This is a genomic window from Gemmiger sp., assembly GCF_057431175.1.
Window position 1 is genome coordinate 50207 of the sequence record NZ_DBMDDV010000011.1, and the last position, 20169, is coordinate 70375.

The window sequence follows — 20169 nt, forward strand, 5'->3', positions numbered from 1 at the left end:
GGGGAGTACGCATGAAAATTTTGATTACCGGCTGCCGCGGGCAGCTGGGTACCGAGCTGCAGCGCCAGCTTTCTGAGGAAGGCTGCGCCATCGGCCCGCTGCCCGAGCGCCTGCGCAAAGCCACGGTCATCCCGGTAGATGTGGACGAACTGGACATCACCGACCGGGAGGCCACCATCAACTACATCCGCCGCCACCAGCCCGATACGGTCATCAACTGTGCTGCCTTCACCAACGTGGACGGCTGCGAGACCGCCCGCGACGCGGCGTTTAAAGTCAACGCCATCGGCCCGCGCAACCTGGCCCTGGCGTGCGAGAAAATCGGGGCGCGGCTTATCCACGTTTCCACCGACTATGTGTTCCCCGGCACGGCCAACGGCGGCGTTGCACTGGACGAGTGCGCCGTGCCCGCGCCCATCTCTGCCTATGGCCAGACCAAGCTGCTGGGTGAGCAGTATGTCGAGCGGTTCTGCCGCCGCCACTTCATTGTGCGCACGGCATGGCTGTACAGCTACTACGGCAAAAACTTCGTCAAGACGATGATTCGCCTGGGCCGGACCCACGACAAAATCACCGTTGTCAACGACCAGCTGGGCAACCCGACGAACGCCGTCGATTTGGCCTACCATATTCTCAAGCTGGCCGTCAGCCACGATTACGGCATCTACCACTGCACCGGCAACGGCATTTGCAGCTGGTATGATTTCGCGTCCGCCATCATGCAGGGGGCAGGGCTTTCCTGCAAGGTCGAGCCTGTCACCAGCGCCCAGTACGCCGCCGCCAACCCCGCCAGTGCCAACCGCCCGGCGTGGAGCGCCCTGGAGAACCGTATGCTGCGCTGCACCGTCGGCGACGAGATGCGCGACTGGCAGGATGCCCTCAAGGACTTTTTTGCAAACTGGAATGGAGAACTTTGATTTATGAAAACCTATCTCGTTACCGGCTGCGCCGGTTTCATCGGCTCGAACTTTGTCCACTATATGCTGGAAAAGTATGAGGATATCCGCCTTATCAACCTCGACAAGCTGACCTACGCCGGCAACCTCGAGAATTTGCAGGACATCGAGGACGACGCCCGCCACATCTTTGTGCAGGGTGATATCTGCGACAAGGCGCTCGTCACCGACCTGATCGCCAAGTATGACCCCGATTACGTCATCAACTTTGCCGCCGAGAGCCACGTCGACCGCAGCATCAAGAACCCCGAAATTTTCGTCGAGAGCAACGTGCTGGGCACCGTGAACCTGCTGCAGTGCTGCAAGGACGCATGGTATGATGCCGCCGCAAAGACGTGGAAAGAGGGCAAGAAGTACCTGCAGGTCTCCACCGATGAGGTCTACGGCGCGCTGGGTGCCGAGGGCTACTTTATGGAGACGACCCCGCTGTGCCCCCACAGCCCGTACTCTGCCTCCAAGGCCAGCGCGGATATGTTCGTCAAGGCGTTCCACGATACCTACGGTATGCCGATGAATATTACCCGCTGCTCCAACAACTACGGCCCCTATCAGTTCCCCGAAAAGCTGATCCCGCTGCTCATCAACAACGCCAAGCAGCACAAGAACCTGCCCGTCTACGGCGACGGTATGCAGATCCGCGACTGGCTGTACGTCATGGATCACTGCAAGGCCATTGATATGGTCGCTAACGGCGGTAAGGACGGCGAGGTCTACAACGTCGGCGGCCACAACGAGCGCCCGAACATCTTCATCGTCAAGACGGTCATTGCCCAGCTGCATGACCGCCTGAAGGATGAGGGCATCAGCGAGGAGCTGATCACCCACGTTGCCGACCGCCTGGGCCATGACCGCCGCTACGGCATTGACCCGACCAAGATCAAGGAGGATCTGGGCTGGTACCCGGAGACTCCGTTTGAGAAGGGCATTGTGCTGACCATCGACTGGTATCTGGCCCACCCCGACTGGATGGCCCACGTCACCAGCGGCGATTACCAGAAATATTACGAGCAGATGTATAAGAATAAGTAAGAAGCCCACCTGCGGCGGCATGGGGCATGCTGCCCTACGATCCCTTTCAATGGGCGTGTAGGGCGGGGTGTCCTCACCCCGCCGCACCGCTTTTCAATCTCCCAAAGGAGCAACACATCCACAATGGCAAATTACAGAGAAGAACATATCCGCAATAACCGCCGCCTGGCGCGGCAGATCGTGGGCGGCGCGGCGCTGCTGCTGGCGCTCATCGGTCTGTTTACCGTGCTGGGCTGGGTCATCGGGCTGGTGCGCTCGGCACTGGATGACAGCAGCCTGCGCGACGAGTACCACGACCGCCTGTACGGTATGGTCATGCTGGACCCGGTCGCCTTCGACGATGTCAGCACCGTCGATGAGGGCGTGTTCAAGCAGGCCGCCATCTGGGGCACCGTCTACCAGGTGCAGAACAGCGGCGGCAGCCTGGACCAGTACGAGCGCGACCCCGACACCGGCTCGGCGCTGATCCCTGCGCTGGAAATCGACACCTATATCTCCAACCTGCTGGGGCCGGACTACCAGGTGACGGAAGGCTCGTTCAGCACGTCGGAGTTCGTCTACCAGTACGATGAGGAAAAGCAGGCCTATTACGTGCCTGTCACCAGTTCGGTGGCTCTGTACACGCCCACGGTGGAGATGATTTCCAAGAAGGATGGCAAACGCATCGTCACGGTCGGATATGTGCCCACCGCCACGAACAACACCACCGGTGAGTTGAGCCTGATGGCCCCCACCGAACCGACGAAGTATATGGACTACGTGTTCACCCGCGGCGAGAACCGCCAGTGGTACCTGACCGCCCTGCGCGAGAGCGACATGAAGGTGGAAGCTACCCCCACGCCTGCCCCGACAGATGCCTTGGTGGAGGACCTGCAAAACGACCAGCTGAACGCCGACACCGCCCCGGCGGAGGAAGCACCGCAGCCGGAAGGCGAGCAGCCCGCAGAAGAGGGCGACGCCCAGCCTGCAGAGGACACTGCAGAATCCACGGAGGACACCGCCGACAGCGAAAGCACGGCGGAGTAAACAGTTTCTATATCAGCATCGGCACCTCTGTATGGGGGTGCTGATTTTTTTTGCAATCCTATAAACAGGGATGCAATCTCCCGACAAATATGCTATAATAGCCACATATATATGAGTGAGGTGTGGTACTATGGAAGAATTACTGCGTATTCTGGAAAAGAACGCCCGTATGCCCATTGAGGATATCGCGGCTATGCTGGATAAGACCCCCGAGGAAGTCGCCGCCATGATGGACGAGGCCGCCGCCAAGGGCTATATCCGCGGCTATGAGACTCTCGTCGACTGGGAGCAGGCCGGCGTCAACCTCGTGGAGGCTGTCATTGAGCTGCGCGTCACCCCCCATAAGGCCCGCGGCTTTGACGATATCGGCATGACCATCGCCCAGTTTGACGAGGTCGATACCGTGCTGCTGATGAGCGGCAGCTACGACTTGCAGGTCATCATCAAGGGCCGCAGCTTCCAGGAAATCGCTATCTTTGTGGCAAAGCGCCTGTCCCCGCTGGACGATGTCCTCTCCACCGCTACCAGCTTTGTGCTGCGCCCCTACAAGCGCGGCGGCCGCCTGTACCTGGCCGAAGAACCCGATGAAAGAGAGTGTACCGTCCTGTGATGAACTACGATGAACTGCTTGCCCCTGCCGCCAAGGCCATGCGCCCCTCCGGCATCCGCAAGTTCTTTGATCTGGCGGCCGATATGCCCCACTGCATCTCGCTGGGCGTCGGCGAGCCGGATTTTAAAACGCCGTGGAGCGTCCGCGACGCAGGCATCCGCAGCCTGGAATTGGGCCGTACCAAGTACACGGCCAACGCGGGCCTGAAAGACCTGCGCAAGGAAATCTGCACCTACTTACAGCGCCGGTTTGAGCTGCATTATCAAGAAGAAAACGTCCTCGTCACGGTGGGCGGCAGCGAGGCCATCGACCTTGCCATCCGCGCGCTCGTGCAGCCCGGGGACGAGGTCATCATCCCCGAACCCTGCTTTGTCTGCTATGAGCCCATCACCCAGCTGACCGGCGGCGTGCCGGTGCATATCGCCACCCGGGCCGAGGATCAGTTCCGCCTGACGGCGGATCAGCTGCGTGCGGCCATCACGCCGAAAACAAAGCTGCTCATCTTCCCATACCCCAACAACCCCACCGGTGCGGTCATGAGCGCCGCCGAGGTGGAGGAGATCGCCGCCGTCCTGCGGGAAACGAATGTGCTGGTGCTGTCGGATGAAATCTACTCCGAGCTGACCTACGGCCTCGACCGCCATGTGTCCATTGCGTCGCTGCCCGGTATGGCCGAGCGCACCATCGTCGTCAACGGCTTCTCCAAGTCCTACGCCATGACCGGCTGGCGCTTGGGGTACGCTGTCGGCCCTGCGCCGCTGATCAAAGTCATGACGAAAATTCACCAGAGCTGCATTATGTCGGCCCCCACCACCAGCCAGTACGCCGCCATCACGGCGCTGCGCCAGTGCGACGACCAGATCGAGATGATGCGCGACGAATACAACCGCCGCCGCCGTTACGTCGTCAAGGCGCTGAACGAGATGGGCCTGACCTGTTTTGAGCCGCGCGGCGCGTTCTACGTGTTCCCCTCCATCCAAATCAGCGGCCTGACGAGCAGTGAATTCTGCGAGCAGCTGCTGCGGGAGAAGGAAGTCGCCATCATTCCCGGCTCGGCCTTCGGTGCGTCGGGCGAGGGTTACGCCCGCATCAGCTATGCGTACAGCGTAGACCATTTGCAGACTGCCATGAAGCGCATCCGTGAATTTTTAAAGGAACACGGCTGGATACAGAAATAAAACAACAGGAGAGTGACCAACAGTGCAATACCGCGCGGTAACGGTGCTGGCCCCGGCCAAGCTGAACCTGTCGCTGGACGTTGTGGGCACGCTGCCCAACGGCTACCACGATCTGGACATGGTCATGCAGACCATCGACCTGTACGAAAAAATCACGCTGCGCCGCAGCAATGACCTGACTCTGACCCTGCCCGGCAGCTTTGTGCCCGCCAACGATAAAAACACCGCCGTCAAGGCGGCGCTGGCGTTTTTCCACTACACCGGCCTGCTGGCGGGCGTGGATATGACGATTTACAAGCGGGTGCCGGTGCGTGCCGGCATGGCGGGCGGCAGTGCTGACGCTGCGGGCGTGCTGGTTGGTTTGAACGAACTGTACAACGCCCGGCTTTCCATGAGCGAACTGTGCGCCATCGGCGCGGGCATCGGCGCGGATGTGCCGTTTGCGCTGCTGGGCGGTACCTGCCGCGTGCGCGGCGTGGGCGATTTGATGAAAGCCCTGCCGCCCTGCCCGGACTGCTGGTTCGTCGTGGCGATGCCCAGCGTCGGAGTCTCGACGCCCGAGGCCTTTGCCCGGTATGACACGATGGGCAGCCCGGTCCACCCCGACTGCGAGGCCCAGGAACAGGCCATCCGCGCCAACGACCTGCGAGGCGTCTGTGCGGCGGCGGGCAATGCGCTGGAACACTGCTCCGGCGCGGTGGAAACGCCCGCCATCTGTAAAACGCTGCGGGCGCATGGGGCCGTCACGGCCCAGATGACCGGCAGCGGCGCGGCGGTGTTTGGCATTTTTGACGACGAGAACGCCGCCCGCAATGCCGCCGTCGAGCTGAAAAAGAGTTACAAGCAGGTCTATGTCTGCAAGCCCACCCATGGAGGCCCCCGCGTGACGGTCCGCCGCGCGTTCGGTGCCAAGAAATAAGTTTACAAGCTCCCCTTTCTGCCCATACTCCGGTTGAAAGGGGAGAACTGTTATGACAAAGCATACCCGCCGCGTGTTGGAACTGGGCATAGGCCTGGCGTTGGCACTGGCCATTGTACTTACTGTCAGCGCCGATTGGCACCAGCGCACCGCCGCCCAGGTACGGGCGGACACCCTGCGGCTGCATATTCTGGCCAACAGCGATACGTTGGACGACCAGCTGTTGAAATTGCAGGTGCGGGACGCCGTTTTGGCTGCCCTGCCGCCCGCCGTGACCGAAGCCGCAACCCCGGACGAGGCTGCTGCGGCCCTGCAATACGCACTGCCCGCCTTGCAGCAGGCCGCCGACACGGCCCTGCACCGTGCCCACAGCCCCCAGACCGCACGCCTGCGGTTGGAACAGTGGGACTTTGCCGCGCGGGACTATGGCAGCTTCACCCTGCCGGGCGGGGCTTACACGGCCCTGCGCATTGAGTTGGGCGAAGCCCGGGGCCGCAACTGGTTCTGCGTTTTGTATCCGGCTCTTTGCGTCTCCGGCAGCATCGCCGCCTACCCCACCGCCGATGAAAACGTGCTGGTGTTTGGAAGGTTTGAGGTAAGGTGTGCAGTTGCGGACTTTATAGGCAGATTGGCTTCCCCCGCGGGGGAAGCTGTCAGCGGCTTGCCCGCTGACTGATGAGGGGCGGCCTTGCCGCTGCCGCCCGCAAATGGGCCGCTGCGGCATATGCGCCCCTCATCCGGCCCTTCGGGCCACCTTCTCCCAAGGGAGAAGGCTATTAGAAAGGACACCGCCATGCTAAACTTCATCCTCGGCCCCTCCGGTTCGGGCAAATCCTATCAGATGCTGGCTGAACTGCGCACCCGTGCGGAACGCAGGGAGCGCAGCATCCTCATCGTACCGGAACAGTTCACATCCTCCACCGAAGGGCAGCTCTACCGCACCCTGGGGGACAGCCTTTCCGCTTATGTGGAAAGTTACTCCTTCACCTCGCTGGCGGAGGCCCTGCTGCGCCGTTACGGCGGGGCGGCGGTGCCCACACTGACCGAGGCGGGCCGCGCCCTGCTGCTGCGCCGCGCGACGGATTCGCTGCTGGACAAGGTCGTCTACTACAACCGCCAGCGCCGCAGCGCGGCTTTCTGCGAGAAAGCGGCACAGACCATCAACGAACTGAAAAGCGCCGGTGTAACGCCGGAAATGCTGGCCCAGTACGCCAACGCTCCCGGCGCTGACCGCGAAAAACTCAGCGAACTGGCGCTGATCTACAACGCCTACGAGGGGCTGCTGGCCCAGAGCGCCATGGATCCCGGCGACCGCCAGCAGCGCGCCGCCGAGCGGTTGGACGCAGCTTTTTTCGCGGGCTGCGCGGTCTACATAGACGAGTTCGATACCTTCAACGCGCCGAAGCGTGCTCTGCTGGCCGCCATGCTGCCGGCAGCCGACGTCACGGTCTGTCTGTGCTGCGACGGAGAGCAGGACACCGCCGGCGGCATGGGGCTGTTCAACGGTGCCAAAAATGTTGTCAATACGTTAAAACGTATGGCCGCGGATGCTGCCATCCCGACACACACCGTCGTGCTGACCGACAACCGCCGCCACGCCGACGCCCCGGCCCTGGCCGAGCTGAACCTGCTGCTGGCCGACCCGGCCTACACGCCGGACGTCACCGTTGACCCCGCGCACCCGGCCATCACCTACCACGCGGCGGCATCCCGCCAGGCCGAGGCCAAGGCCGTGGCTGCCGAGATCGCCGCCCGCGCCCGGCAGGGCACGCCGTACAGCCGCATGGCGGTCATCTGCCGCAATGCAGACCAATATCTGGCCCCCCTGCGGTACGAGTTCCGGCTGCAAAATATCCCGCTTTTCTGCGACGAAGCTACAAGCCCCGAGAACACCGCCCCGGCCCGGGCCGTCCACGCGGCGCTGGACCTGCTGCGTGGCGTGTCCAGCCGAAGCGTGCTGCGCCTGCTGAAAACCGGCCTTGTGGATCTGCCCGACACCCAGCAGTGCGCACTGGAAAATTACGCCTACACCTGGCGGCTGACCGCTGCCGATTGGCGTGTGCCCTTCACCCGCAGTGCAGCCGGCTATGCGGGGCACGACACAGAGCAGGATAAACGAACGCTGGCCGACGCCGAGGCCGCACGCGCCTTTATCATGGAGCAGGTCGCGGACTTTATCGCCAAAGCGTCCGGTGCGCCCGCCGCCGCGCTGACCAAGCAAATTTTTATCTTTTTGCAGGCCCTTGGCGCAGAGAAAACACTGGACCGCCTGGCCGGAGAGCTGCGCACGCAGGGCCGTCTGCCCGCCGCCGATGAAGTCCTGCGGGAGTGGAACACCGTCATGAGCCTGCTGGACCAGCTGGCCCGGCTGCTGGGCGATGAAATTTTACCCACCGCCGACTACGCTGAGCTGTTCACCCTGCTGCTGCGCACCACCGACATGGGGCACATCCCTCAAAGTCTGGACAGCGTCATCGTGACGACGGCGGGCCGTATGCGCCTGCCCGAGACCGACGCCGTTTTTGTAGTGGGACTGCTGGAGGGCGAGTTTCCCCAGACGCCCGGCGACCAGGGGCTGTTGACCCATGCCGATCGTGACATGATGATGGAGAACGGCGCAGAACTGCCCGACTGCTTTGCCAACAAGGTGCTGCGCGAGGGTATCTGCTTCTACAAGGCGCTGACTGTGGCGCGGAAGTACCTTTGGCTCAGCTGGCCCAGTGCCGCCCACGGTGAGGACACCGCCCCCGCCAGTGCCGCGCTGGCCCAGGTGCTGCAATATCTGGCTGTGCCGCCTTACGCGCCCACTGCGGCCCAGCTGGCCGCCGCACCCGCCGCCGCGCTGGATGTGCTGGGGCTGCTCAGCCAGCAGCCTGGGGCGGAGGAAGCCGCCGCCGGTGCCGCCGTGCGGGCCGTGCTGGATGCGAACCCCGCGCTGGCCCCCGGATACGAGGCCGTGCGCCGCGCCGCCGATACCGCCGGTGCGGAACAGCGGGTGGAGAACACCGAAGAACTTGAAAAACTGCTGGGCCGTGGGCTGCGCATCAGCCCCACCCGGTTTGAAAAATACCAGAACTGCCCATTTGGGTATTTTTTACAGTATATCGTCAAAGCTGCGCCACGCCAGAAGGCCGAGCTGGCCCCGAACATCAGCGGCACGCTGACCCACTGGGTGCTGGAAAACGCCCTGCGCCGCCAGGGGGCCGCGTTCCGCGACCTGACGCCGGAGCAGCTGGAAACACTGGTCAATGACCTGGTGGACGAGTACGTGACCGAAAACCTGCCCGGAATGACCGTGCGGATGGAATATCTGGTGGCCCGCATCCGCCGCAATCTGGTGGGGCTGCTGGGCTTCATTCAGCGCGATCTGCACCAGTCGGGCTTCCAGCCGGTGGCGTTTGAGCTGCGCATCGACGACCGCCCCGATGCCGACGACCCCGGCGCGCCCCGCATTGACCCGGTGGAACTGTGCGACGACGCCGGGCACACCGTGCGGGTGGTGGGCACGATTGACCGCGTGGACGCCATGCCGCTGGAAAAACTGGGCAAGACCTACCTGCGGGTCGTGGACTACAAGACCGGCGGCAAAGAGTTTAAATTAAAGGAAGTCTATTGCGGCCTGGACTGCCAGATGCTGTTGTACCTATTTACGCTGGAACGCAACGCCGGGGCGCAGTTCCCGGGAGCAGCGGCGGCGGGGGTGGAGTACCTTTTGGCAGATCCCGCGCCCGAGAGCGTTGAGCGCCGTGAATTGACCGAGGACGGCGACCCCACGCCCAGCTACCCGATGAACGGCCTGCTGCTGGACGACGAGAGTGTTTACCGTGCCATGGACACGAAGGGCACCGGCGAGTTTGTGCCGCTGAATTTCAACGCCAAGACCGGCAAGGTGACCAACGGCAAAAGCACGTTGGCCGACGAGGCCAAGCTGGGCCGCATCCGGGATCACCTGGACGGCCTGCTGATCGATATGGCGGCAAATTTGTACAGCGGTAAAATCGACGCCGAGCCGCTGTGCGTCGGGAACAAATCCCCCTGCGCCTACTGTGATTTCCGCACCGCCTGTGCCCACCGCGACGGCGAGCACGAACGGACAATTACGATAAAAGACGACCCGTTTGCAGAATAAGATAAGGGAGACCCCCATGCCTGAACAACCCAAAATTCAATTTACCCCGGCCCAGGCGGCGGCCATCACGGCGCGGGGCGGCAGTCTGCTGGTCTCGGCGGCAGCCGGGTCCGGCAAGACCCGCGTACTGGTCGAGCGTGTTGTCGGCCTCATCACCGACCCCGAGCACCCGGCCAACGCGGACGAACTGCTCATCATGACCTTCACGAATGCCGCCGCGGCCAAGCTGCGGGCGGATATCACGGCCCGCCTTGCCCAAGAGGTCCGCGCCCACCCCGGCAACATGAATCTGCGCCGCCAGCAGCTGCTGTTGCAGCGGGCGTCCATCGGCACGGTGGACGCCTTCTGCCTGCATTTTGTGCAGCAGCATTTCGCCATGCTGGATGTGCCGCCCGACTTTGAGACCGCCGAGGAAGCCGACCTGGCCCGCATTGAGCAGGAAACGCTGGCTGCCACGCTGGAGACCGCCTACACAGACCCGGATTTCCGCGCCTTTGCCGACCTGTACGACCGGGGCCGTACCGACAACACGGCCGGGGACGCCATCCTCGACCTCTACCACTTTACCCGCGCCCTGCCGCACCCGGCCGCGTCGCTGAATACTTTTGCCGAAATGTGGCAGCAGGACGCCCCGCCCCAGGAGACCGCCTGGGGCAAAGAGCTGTTAGGCATTGCGCTGGCCCGCGCCCAGGGCGCAAAAACGCTGCTGGAAAGCGGTGCGGCCATTGCAGCCCGGGACGAAAAAGCCGATGCCGCCTACACAGCCGTCATGCAGGACGACGCGGCCCGGGTGGGCAATCTCTGCCACTGGCTGGCCGAAGGCGACTGGGACAAGTGCCTGGCCGCGCTGGACACGGTCTTTGCGGGCTGGCGGCGGGCCGGGGCGGTCAAGGGCGGCAAGGACGCCAACCAGGCCGCAAGCGCGGCATCCGAACTGCGTGACCGCGCCAAAAAGCAGATGGAGAGCCTGCGCAAGGACGCGCTGCTCTGCACAGCTGATGAGTTTGCTGCCGACCGCCGCCGCGCCGCGCCCCTGGTGGCCGCGCTGGTGCGGGCGACGCAGACCTTCGCCGACAACTGCTTTGCGGCCAAGTGCGCTGAAAAAGTATTGGACTACGCCGATTATGAGCACCTGACGCTGGATCTTTTGCTGACCGAGGACAACGAGCGCACGCCGCTCTGCCGCACGGTCAGCGCCCGCTACGCCGCCGTACTGGTGGACGAGTACCAGGACACAAACGCTTTGCAGGACGCCATCTACTTTGCGCTGGCCCGGCCCGAGGCCGACAACCTGTTCTTTGTCGGCGATATCAAGCAGAGCATCTACCGCTTCCGTCTGGCGGATCCCAGTATTTTTGTGGGCAAACAGCAGCAGTGGCAGCCCTATCCGCAGCCCGTGCCCAAGCCCGCCACGCTGGCGCTGGATGCAAACTTCCGCAGTGCGCCCGGCGTCATCGAGGGCATCAACTACCTGTTTGAGACCTTCTTCTCGGAGGGGCTGGGCGGCGTGCAGTACGGCGACGGCCAGCGCCTTGTTGTGGGCCGCAAGGACAGCGGCTACCGCGGTATGTGCGAGATCGACGTCATCGACGGCGCGGATGTGGACGGCGACGCGGCGGCCATTGCCCGGCGCATTGCCGAAATGGTCGAGACCGGCTTTGCCGTGCGCGGCAAGGATGGCGTGCGCCCCTGCAAATACGATGATTTTTGTATCCTGCTTCGCGGCCGCAAGGGCTTTGCCGCCTACGAGGGCGCACTGCGCACGGCGGGCATCCCGGTGTTTGCGGACTCTGCCACCGATTTGCTGGACGAACCGCACATCCGCCCCTTCGCGGCGCTGCTGCGCGTTATCGACAACCCTGCGCAGGATATCCCGCTGGCGGCGGTGCTGCTCAGCCCCTTGTTCCCCTACACGGCGGATGATTTAGTGGCACTGCGCTGCGCCTGCCCGGAGGGCAGCCTGTACGGTGCGGTGCTGCACGGCGGGCAGGCACAATTTGCCGTCTTTATCGAGGCACTGACCGAGTACCGCCGCCTGGCCCGCACACTGCCGGTGGATGAACTGATCGAGGAACTGCTGGCCCGCACCGGCTACCTGGCCGCCGTGGGCGCACTGCCCGACGGCCCGCGCTGCCGTGAGGACCTGTTGAGCTTTACGGCTTGGGCCGCCGGTGCAGGCCGCGCGGGCCTGCCGGCGCTGATCCGCGCCATGGACGCCGCCGCAGCCAACGGCGGCCTGAGCCAAAGCGTGGGCGGCCAGACCCGGCCGGGGTGCGTCTCCATCATGACAGTACATCGCTCCAAGGGTCTGGAATTCCCGGTCGTTTTTGTGGCAGACACCGACCACAAATTTAACCAGAGCGATGCCATCCGCCCGGTGCTGACCCACAGCCGTCTGGGCGTGGGCGTTATGCTGCGTGCGCCCCGGGCGGCCAAGCGGTTCAAAACGCTGCCCTATGCGGCGCTGGCCCAGGCTATCCGCACCGAGACATTGAGCGAGGAAATGCGCGTTCTGTATGTGGCGCTGACCCGTGCCCAGGATGCGCTCATCATCACCGTGCCGCTGAAAAAGACCGCCAGTGCGCTGAAAACACCGGCCCTCTGCGCGGCAGCCGAGGCCACCGGCAGTGAGTCGATGCGCAGTATGGGCAGCTGGGCCGGGTGGATACTGACTGCCGCCATGCTGCACCCGGACAGCGACGCGCTGTGGGGGTACACGAGCTTTCTGCCCCACCACCGCCCAACGGAGGTGCCGCTGACGATACGTCTGGTGGCGCTGCCGGAAAATGCCGAGCAGCCGCCCGCCCCCCGCGCACCCCAGCCCGACCCGGCCACAGTCGAAATGCTGAAAGCCAGCTTTGCCTGGCACAGCCCCCGCGCCGCGCTGGAAAAAGTACCCGCCAAGGTCAGCGTCAGCGCTGTGGCCCATGCGGCCCGCCCGGTGGCATTGGAACGCCCGGCCTTTTTGCAGAAAACCGGCATGACCGGGGCCGAGCGCGGCACCGCCATCCACGCCTTTATGCAGAGCGTACCCTTCGACGGCCCTGCGCCCGACCTGGACGCCGAGGTCAAACGCCAGACGGATTTGCAGCTGTTGGATGCCGCGCTGGCAGACAAGCTCGACCTGGACGCCGTGCGGCCCTTCTTTGAGAGTGCAGTCTGGCGGCGCATCCGCCATGCGAAACAAATTCTGCGGGAGGAACCGTTCATCACGGCCCTGCCCGCCGCCGAAGTCACCCCCGCCGCACAGCAGGGGAGTGCCGCCGAAGCGGAAGTGCTCGTGCAAGGCATCGCCGATTTGGTACTGGTGTTTGATGAGCACGCGGAAATTCTCGACTACAAGACAGACCGCAGCCGCGACGCGCAGTATTATATCGACGAGTACGCCGCCCAGCTGCGGCTCTACCGCCGTGCGTTTGCCCAGCGGCTGAGCGTCCCCGTGACGAAGCTGACGATTTACAGCTTTGCCATCGGCGACGAGATCGATGTGCCGCTTGGCTAAAGGAGAAACGGCATCCTCCCGGGAGGTGTTCTTTCTTTTGCCAACAAAAGAAAGAACCAAAGAAAATTGCCGCTGTTGCGACGTGGTGCGGGGCTCTGCTCTGCCCGCGCCGTCGGGGGCGGGCTTCCGCCCTCCCTTGCCCCTCTCGATTGTCCTCTACTGCTCCGTAGGGCGGCCTGCCCTCAGGCCGCCGCACTGTGCCTTTACAATTACTTTATCCTTTAGCCGTAGGGGCGGCGTCCTCGACGCCCCGCAATGATATTTTTACAACCTCATAACCAAAAAGCGACCGATGGCACATCACATACCATCGGTCGCTTTATTTTACGCGTTTACGCCTGTCTAAACCGGCTCAGGAACTCCACCGTCTTTGCATTCTGCGGGTGCTCAAAGATATCGGCGGGGGTGCCTTCCTCACAGATGACGCCGTCGGCCATGTAGACAACGTGGCTCGACACGTCGCGGGCAAAGGCCATCTCGTGGGTGACGACGATCATCGTCAGACCCTCCTTCGCCAGCTGGCGCATAACGGCCAGGACCTCACCTACCATCTGGGGGTCAAGCGCAGACGTCGGCTCGTCGAACAGCAGCACTTCGGGCTGCATGGCCAGGGCGCGGGCAATCGCCACGCGCTGCTTCTGGCCGCCGGAAAGCTGGCGGGGCTTGGCGTGGATATAGGGTGCCATGCCGACCTTTTCCAGGTTTTCCAGCGCGGTCTTCTGCGCAGTTTCTTTATCCTGGTGCAGCACGTAGCGCAGGCCTGCCGTGCAGTTGTCCAGCACAGTCATGTTGTTGAACAGGTTGAAGCTCTGGAACACCATGCCCACCTTGGCGCGGTAGGCGCAGGGGTCAGATCCCTTGGCGGTGATGTCGTTGCCGTGGAACAGCACTTTGCCGTTCGTGGGCGTCTCCAACAGGTTGATGCAGCGCAGCAGGGTGGATTTGCCGCTGCCGGACGCACCGATGATGCAGGTGACGTCACCCGCGTTGACGGTAAAGTCAACGTCACGCAGGACAACGTGGGTGCCGAAGCTCTTGGAGAGGTGGCGCACCTCGATAACAGGCTCAGACATGGGCTGCACTTCCCTTCATATCCAGATTCTGGGACTCGTGGTTCGGGTCCGGGGCGTTGTACATACCGCTGGTGTAGGCCAGCGAGTCGGTGGTGTTCAGGTCGTAGTTCTGCGGGCCGTCCAGCGCTTTCTCCCACAAGCGCAGCAGATAGCTGGCAAACAGCGTCATCGTCAGGTAGATGACCATGACGATGGCCGCGCTCTCAAAGTAGGTGTACAGTGCGCCGACAACGCTTTTGTGTACAAAGAACAAGTCGGTGATGGAGATAACGGACAGAACCGACGTATCCTTGATGTTGATGATGAAGTTGTTGCCAATCTGCGGGATGATGTTGCGCAGTGCCTGGGGCAGAATGACGTGGATCATCGTTTGCCAGTGGTTCATACCGATGGCTTTTGCGCCCTCGGTCTGGCCCGGGTCAATGGACACGATACCGCCGCGGACTGTCTCGGCCATATACGCGCCGGTGTTGATGGACACGATGAAGAAGCCGGCCTGCCACATACCCATCTTGATGCCGAAAACCTGCAAAAGGCCATAGTAGATGAACACAGCCTGCACGATCATGGGCGTGCCGCGGAACAGCTCCACATAGCAGCGCAGGAAGATGTGCAGAATTTTCAAGAGCACGCGCTTCCACACCGGGTCGCGCTGCTTATCCACCGGGATGGTCTGCAATGCGCCGACCGCAAAGCCGATCAGGCAGCCGAAGAACGTGCCGACCAGTGCCAGCAGCAGGGTAGTGCCCGCGCCGCGCAGGTACGAGAAGCCGTACTTTTGCAGCACTGTGGCACAGTTTGCGAAAAAGTCTTGCATGAGAGTCTCCTTTATGTTTCCTCAACACCGAAGCCCCTGCCGCGCAAAACGGCAGGGGCGGACGGTATTAGTTGTCGCTCAGGGGCTGAACGCTGATGGCTTCATCCATCAAGGCATTGTAGTCGTCGGTGGTCATGGTGGCCAGCACCTCGTTGATGGCATCCTTCAGCGCGGTGTTGCCCTTCTTCATCGAGATGCCGATGTTGATATCCTCGTCGCTGACCTGGAAGTCACCGTCGCCGCCGCCGAAGTCCAGCAACGTGAAGTCGGGGTAGGCGACCAGTGCTGCCTGGCCGGTGGGGCGGTCGGTGACGACGATGTCGCAGGCACCGCTGTTCAGGGCCACCAGCATGGCGGGGGCCGTCTCCTGTGCGGGCAGGATGTTGGCGTTTTCGATCTGCGGCAGACAGGTATCATACCAGATGGTGCCCAGCTGGCTGGTAGCGGTTGCACCGGCCAGGTCAGCCACGCTGGCGGCGTTGGCGTAGGCGCTGTCCTTCTTGGTCAGCGTGATGATGGAAGCGTAGTAATAGGGGTCGCTGAAGTCAACCTGGGCGGCGCGCTCAGCCGTGATGGACTGACCGGCGATGACGCAGTCAACGTCGCCGCTCATGACGGCGGGGATCAGGCTGTCCCAGTCCAGCTTGACGATCTGAACCTTCTGGCCCAGGGCCTCGCCAATCTTCTTCGCCATCATAACGTCGTAGCCGTAGGCGTAGTCGCTGGAACCGCGGATCTCAACAGCGCCGTTGGAATCGTCGCTCTGGGTCCAGTTGTAGGGGGCGTAGGCGCACTCCATGGCAACGGTCAGGGTGGTGGGGTCGCCGTCGCCGTCCGGGGCACCGGCGGCATCCGCAGCAGCCACGGTGCTTTCGGCGGCGGAGGTGTCGGCGCTGGAGCCGCAGGCGGTCAGACCAACGGCCAGGACGGAGGCAAGGCCAAGTGCCATAGCATTCTTGAGTTTCATGGTTGCATTCTCCTTTAGATACTTAAAATTCCCTCATATTCATGCAAAAAGCCCCGGTGTTCCACTGTGCGGATCACCGGGGCCAAATGCCTTATGACTGCCGAATGGTGCAGTGTTGCGCCGCGCCATTGCGGCTGTATAAATACTACCCTAAGATGGTATATTTGTCAAGTGCTGTTTGGATTACGCAGCAACTTTTTCGCTGTCCTTCTCGCTGTTCTTGTAGCTCTTGACACTGTGAAAGACAATGTTCAGGCCCAGGACGATCAGCAGGATCGCGAGAATCAGCTGCAGGCCGTTGGCGATAAAGACAGCACCCCAGGTGGTCTCACCGGCAGGGATGGCGGTGGACGCAGCGGCGGAGATGGCCTTGACCATGGCAATCAGGCGCTGCACCAGAGCCGTGAAGGTGACGCAGAGCATGATGACCAGCGGCGGGAACAGCATCTTGTTGTTGCGGCCCGTGACCTTGAGGAAAACGCACAGGGTAGCCAGGACCAGCGCGCTCAGCAGCTGGTTGGCGGAACCGAACAGCGGCCAGATGTTGGCATAGCCAATCTGGGTCAGCAGGAAGCCGAAAGCCAAGGTGATGAAGGTAGAGAAGTAGACGTTGCAGAACAGCTTGCGCCAGCCCTCGGTATGCTCCATATCGTCAACGCTGAACAACTCCTGGAAGCTCATACGGCCGATACGGGCCACGGCATCCAGACTGGTCAGGGCCAGAGCGGAAACGCACATCGTCATAAAGACGGTAGCGATGGAGACGGGCACGCCGAACATCTCAAAGAAACCGGCAACGCCGCGGCTGAAGATCTGGAACGGAGTACCGGCGGCAGGGGTGCCGTCCGCAGCGGCGGCAGCACCGGCAACACACAGGGCCAAAACAGCCAGCAGGCTTTCCAGCACCATGGCGCCGTAGCCGACCTTGAGCATGTCTTTCTCATTCTCAACGGTCTTGGAAGAAGTACCGGAGGAGACCAGGCTGTGGAAGCCAGAGACAGCGCCGCAGGCGACGGTGACGAACAGGATGGGGAACATGGTGCCCAGCTTCTCATTGTTGAAGCCGGTGAAAACAGGCAGGTTCATGGTGGGGTGGGCAACGACCAGACCGATGACCGCACCGGCAATCATAGCGCCAAACATGAAGGTGGTCATATAGTCACGGGGCTGCTTCAGCATCCACATGGGCAGGACGGCGGCGAAGAAGATGTAAACGAAGGTGATATAGCTCCAACCAGCCTTGCCCAGGATGATGGGGGCGTTCATGCCGATCACGAAAGACAGCACGATGAAGGCGATGCCGATGACAGCCTCTTTCCAGCCGGAGAAGTTGAACTTCTTCTGGATGAAGCCGAACACAACGGCGAACACCATGAACATGATGGAGACCATACCGGCTGCACCATTGGTGAAGCCGGCCTCGACCTGTGCGCCGTCGGCGTCAAAGGCGTTGAAGGTGCCGGCGACCATGTCTGCGAAGGCAGCAATGACGATGCCGCAGAACAGCCAGCAGAACAGCAGGAACAGCTTGCGGCCGGTCTTGCCGATGTACTTCTCGATCAGCAGGCCCATGGATTTACCGTCGTTCTTGACGGAAGCGTACAAAGCGCCGAAGTCAGTGACAGCGCCGAAGAAGACGCCGCCGATCAGTACCCAGAGCAGAACAGGCAGCCAGCCGAAGGCAGCAGCCTGAATAGCACCGGTGACAGGGCCGGCACCTGCAATAGAAGAGAACTGGTGTGCAAACACAGTCCAGCCGTTGGTGGGAACGTAGTCTTTGCCATCCTCCAGCCGCACAGCGGGAGTTTTGGCGTTGGGGTCAACACCCCAGGTCTTGGTGAGCCAGCGACCGTATCCTGCGTACGCACATACCAGGACGACCGCGGCAATCAGAACGATTACAAGCGTATTCATTTGAATAGATCCCTCTTTCCTACTAGATTTTACAATCGCTTGTGCACTCTACTTTACCGCGCTGTTCGCAATTTGTCAACATGATGTTCATAATTTGGCAATATGCGGGTTTTTGGTGCAAAATGTAGAAAATTTATGTCACGTTTTGTACAAGATGCGCCGTTGACAAAGTGTGCGGAAGAGGATAGTATAAAGTATAGAAAGAGGATGAAACGTTTCCACGGAATCCCCAAAGGCCCCTTTTGAGGAAAGCTCCGCCCTCCGGCGCTATGCGCAGACTCCCCAGCATCAGGGGAGTCTGTCCTCAAGGGGAGGCTTTAGAACCTCTACTTATTATATAAAGGAGACCCCCCATGAAACAATGGCTCAAAGACGCAGTATTCTATGAAATCTATCCCCAGAGCTTCTACGATACCAACGGCGACGGTATCGGCGACCTGCAGGGCATTATCGCCAAGCTGGACTACATCAAGGGCCTGGGCTGCAACGCTCTGTGGATCAATCCTTGCTTTGACTCGCCGTTTAAAGACGCCGGTTATGACGTGCGCGACTACAAAAAGATCGCCCAGCGCTACGGCACGAACGAGGACGCCGCCGCCCTCTTCAAAGCTGCCCACGAGAAGGGCATCCGTGTCCTGTTTGACCTCGTCCCCGGCCACACCAGCGAGGAACACGAGTGGTTCAAGGCCAGCTGCCGACCCGAAAGGAACGAATACTCCGACCGCTTCATCTGGACGGATTCCTGCTTTGCCAGCGGCGACGGTATGCCCTTCATCGGCGGCGAGACCCCGCGCAACGGCACCTACATTCTCAACTTCTTCAAGTGCCAGCCTGCGCTGAACTACGGTTACGGTAAGATCAACCAGAAGTGGCAGAAGCCCACCGATGACCCCGCCTGCGTCGCCACCGTCGAGGCCATGAAGGACGTTATGCGTTTCTGGCTGGACATGGGCTGCGACGGCTTCCGCGTTGATATGGCGTCCAGCCTGGTCAAGAACGACACCAAAAACAAGAAATACACCTGCAAGATCTGGCGCAATATCCGGGATATGCTGGACGTCGAGTACCCCGAGGCCGCGCTCATCGCCGAGTGGAACGGCCCGCGCATTTCGCTGAAAAACGGCTTTGACATGGACTTCTACCTTGAGTGGGGCGGCAATGGGTACAGCTGGCTGATGCGCAACTATGACGGCGCGATGGACTCGAACCCGCACAACATCGGCAAGGCGTACTTCTGCAAGAACTCCGGCACCGGTATCGACAAGTTCCTGGACGAGTATCTGCCTGCCTACAAGGCCACCCACAAGGACGGTCTGTGGTGCTTTATCACCTGCAACCACGACACGATCCGCCCCTCGGCCGGCCTGACTGTGGAGGAACTGCGCCTGGCCTATGCGACCCTCTTTACGCTGCCAGGTGCGCCGTTTGTCTACTACGGCGATGAAATCGGTATGCGCTACCTGCCGCTGCCCACCAAGGAGGGCGGCTACTTCCGCACCGGCTCCCGTACCCCGATGCAGTGGGATGACAGCGCAAACCACGGATTCTCCACCGCCGACGCAAAGGATATCTACCTGCCTGTGGACACCGCCGAGGATGCCCCCACCGTGGCCGCCCAGGCCGATGACCCCGCCAGCCTGCTGAACAGCGTCAAGTCGCTGCTGGCCTTCCGCCATGCCCACAAGGACCTGAACTCCGATGCGCCGTTCAAGGTACTGTACGCACCCAAGGCCAAGGACGACTACCGTCCCTTTGTCTGGCAGCGCGGCGACCTGATCTGCGCCGTCAACCCGGCAGGCGTCTCCATTGAGCTGCCGCTGGAACTGGCCGAAGATCTGAAGATTCAGTACACCATCGGCCAGGCCGAGATCGTCAATGATACCCTGTCTCTGGGGGCACAGAGTTTTGTAATTTTGGGGTGAAATGGAAAACCGCCCTGCAATTTTCCTATGGCAATACCGCACAATTCCCGCCTGACGGCTTAAGCACCGCTCCGGCGGCTGCGGCACGGCATCTGCGTTGCCAAAATGCTCGATAATACACAAAGTA

At 61.8% G+C, this 20169-nt stretch carries 14 protein-coding genes; 10 read left to right on the top strand and 4 right to left on the bottom strand.

Annotation, left to right across the window (positions count from 1 at the left end):
* Positions 1–11 precede the first annotated feature (11 nt).
* The 9 genes from rfbD (at position 12) to ACZO0A_RS05965 (ending at position 13349) form a co-directional block, all read left to right on the top strand.
* Positions 12–917 carry a dTDP-4-dehydrorhamnose reductase gene (gene rfbD / locus ACZO0A_RS05925; RefSeq protein ID WP_215693256.1) on the top strand — a complete coding sequence of 302 codons (906 nt, stop codon included), beginning with the start codon at positions 12–14 and terminating at the stop codon, positions 915–917.
* A 3-nt stretch (positions 918–920) separates the two neighbouring features.
* Positions 921–1985, top strand: coding sequence for a dTDP-glucose 4,6-dehydratase (rfbB, locus tag ACZO0A_RS05930; RefSeq protein WP_294781892.1), 1065 nt, complete (start codon positions 921–923; stop codon positions 1983–1985).
* A gap of 123 nt (positions 1986–2108) precedes the next feature.
* On the top strand, positions 2109–3011 hold the full coding sequence (locus ACZO0A_RS05935; protein WP_302375959.1) for a hypothetical protein: 903 nt from the start codon (positions 2109–2111) through the stop codon (positions 3009–3011).
* 130 nt (positions 3012–3141) lie between these two features.
* Positions 3142–3621 carry an Lrp/AsnC family transcriptional regulator gene (locus ACZO0A_RS05940; protein ID WP_215693262.1) on the top strand — a complete coding sequence of 160 codons (480 nt, stop codon included), beginning with the start codon at positions 3142–3144 and terminating at the stop codon, positions 3619–3621.
* Positions 3621–4799 carry a pyridoxal phosphate-dependent aminotransferase gene (locus tag ACZO0A_RS05945; protein ID WP_294828239.1) on the top strand — a complete coding sequence of 393 codons (1179 nt, stop codon included), beginning with the start codon at positions 3621–3623 and terminating at the stop codon, positions 4797–4799. The genes ACZO0A_RS05940 and ACZO0A_RS05945 overlap by 1 nt, the downstream gene beginning before the upstream one ends.
* A gap of 22 nt (positions 4800–4821) precedes the next feature.
* The gene (ispE, locus tag ACZO0A_RS05950; protein ID WP_302150344.1) at positions 4822–5718 is read left to right on the top strand and encodes a 4-(cytidine 5'-diphospho)-2-C-methyl-D-erythritol kinase; all 897 of its coding nucleotides are present in this window, start codon (positions 4822–4824) and stop codon (positions 5716–5718) included.
* A 52-nt stretch (positions 5719–5770) separates the two neighbouring features.
* A complete protein-coding gene (locus tag ACZO0A_RS05955) occupies positions 5771–6394 on the top strand; it encodes a stage II sporulation protein R (RefSeq protein ID WP_302150343.1) in 624 nt (207 codons plus the stop codon).
* A 117-nt stretch (positions 6395–6511) separates the two neighbouring features.
* Entirely contained in the window at positions 6512–9847 is a 3336-nt protein-coding gene (locus ACZO0A_RS05960) for a PD-(D/E)XK nuclease family protein (RefSeq protein ID WP_302375960.1), read from the top strand.
* 16 nt (positions 9848–9863) lie between these two features.
* The gene (locus ACZO0A_RS05965) at positions 9864–13349 is read left to right on the top strand and encodes a UvrD-helicase domain-containing protein (protein ID WP_302375961.1); all 3486 of its coding nucleotides are present in this window, start codon (positions 9864–9866) and stop codon (positions 13347–13349) included.
* 332 nt (positions 13350–13681) lie between these two features.
* Here the strand turns inward: ACZO0A_RS05965 and ACZO0A_RS05970 are convergent, their stop codons facing one another.
* From ACZO0A_RS05970 to ACZO0A_RS05985, 4 genes are all read right to left on the bottom strand, one after another.
* Entirely contained in the window at positions 13682–14422 is a 741-nt protein-coding gene (locus ACZO0A_RS05970) for an amino acid ABC transporter ATP-binding protein (protein ID WP_215693272.1), read from the bottom strand.
* Positions 14415–15239 (bottom strand): amino acid ABC transporter permease, encoded by an 825-nt coding sequence (locus ACZO0A_RS05975; RefSeq protein WP_215693273.1) that lies wholly within the window; start codon positions 15237–15239, stop codon positions 14415–14417. Before ACZO0A_RS05975 ends, ACZO0A_RS05970 begins: the two co-directional genes overlap by 8 nt.
* A 67-nt stretch (positions 15240–15306) precedes the next feature.
* A complete protein-coding gene (locus ACZO0A_RS05980; protein ID WP_302375962.1) occupies positions 15307–16206 on the bottom strand; it encodes a transporter substrate-binding domain-containing protein in 900 nt (299 codons plus the stop codon).
* A gap of 183 nt (positions 16207–16389) precedes the next feature.
* Entirely contained in the window at positions 16390–18120 is a 1731-nt protein-coding gene (locus ACZO0A_RS05985; protein WP_302375963.1) for a carbon starvation CstA family protein, read from the bottom strand.
* 353 nt (positions 18121–18473) lie between these two features.
* On the opposite strand from ACZO0A_RS05985, the gene ACZO0A_RS05990 reads away from it, so the two are divergent.
* Positions 18474–20042, top strand: a complete 1569-nt coding sequence (locus ACZO0A_RS05990; RefSeq protein ID WP_302375964.1) for an alpha-amylase family glycosyl hydrolase — start codon at positions 18474–18476, stop codon at positions 20040–20042.
* The last annotated feature ends 127 nt before the right edge of the window (positions 20043–20169 follow it).

Bases quoted from the DNA above. Each gene is read 5' to 3' on its own strand.
- ACZO0A_RS05970 (WP_215693272.1), bottom strand. From the start codon at position 14,422: ATGTCTGAGCCTGTTATCGAGGTGCGCCACCTCTCCAAGAGCTTCGGC.
- ACZO0A_RS05955 (WP_302150343.1), top strand. From the start codon at position 5,771: ATGACAAAGCATACCCGCCGCGTGTTGGAACTGGGCATAGGCCTGGCG.
- rfbB (WP_294781892.1), top strand. From the start codon at position 921: ATGAAAACCTATCTCGTTACCGGCTGCGCCGGTTTCATCGGCTCGAAC.
- ACZO0A_RS05960 (WP_302375960.1), top strand. From the start codon at position 6,512: ATGCTAAACTTCATCCTCGGCCCCTCCGGTTCGGGCAAATCCTATCAG.
- ACZO0A_RS05935 (WP_302375959.1), top strand. From the start codon at position 2,109: ATGGCAAATTACAGAGAAGAACATATCCGCAATAACCGCCGCCTGGCG.
- ACZO0A_RS05965 (WP_302375961.1), top strand. From the start codon at position 9,864: ATGCCTGAACAACCCAAAATTCAATTTACCCCGGCCCAGGCGGCGGCC.
- ACZO0A_RS05975 (WP_215693273.1), bottom strand. From the start codon at position 15,239: ATGCAAGACTTTTTCGCAAACTGTGCCACAGTGCTGCAAAAGTACGGC.
- ACZO0A_RS05990 (WP_302375964.1), top strand. From the start codon at position 18,474: ATGAAACAATGGCTCAAAGACGCAGTATTCTATGAAATCTATCCCCAG.
- ACZO0A_RS05940 (WP_215693262.1), top strand. From the start codon at position 3,142: ATGGAAGAATTACTGCGTATTCTGGAAAAGAACGCCCGTATGCCCATT.
- ACZO0A_RS05985 (WP_302375963.1), bottom strand. From the start codon at position 18,120: ATGAATACGCTTGTAATCGTTCTGATTGCCGCGGTCGTCCTGGTATGT.
- ACZO0A_RS05980 (WP_302375962.1), bottom strand. From the start codon at position 16,206: ATGAAACTCAAGAATGCTATGGCACTTGGCCTTGCCTCCGTCCTGGCC.
- rfbD (WP_215693256.1), top strand. From the start codon at position 12: ATGAAAATTTTGATTACCGGCTGCCGCGGGCAGCTGGGTACCGAGCTG.
- ACZO0A_RS05945 (WP_294828239.1), top strand. From the start codon at position 3,621: ATGAACTACGATGAACTGCTTGCCCCTGCCGCCAAGGCCATGCGCCCC.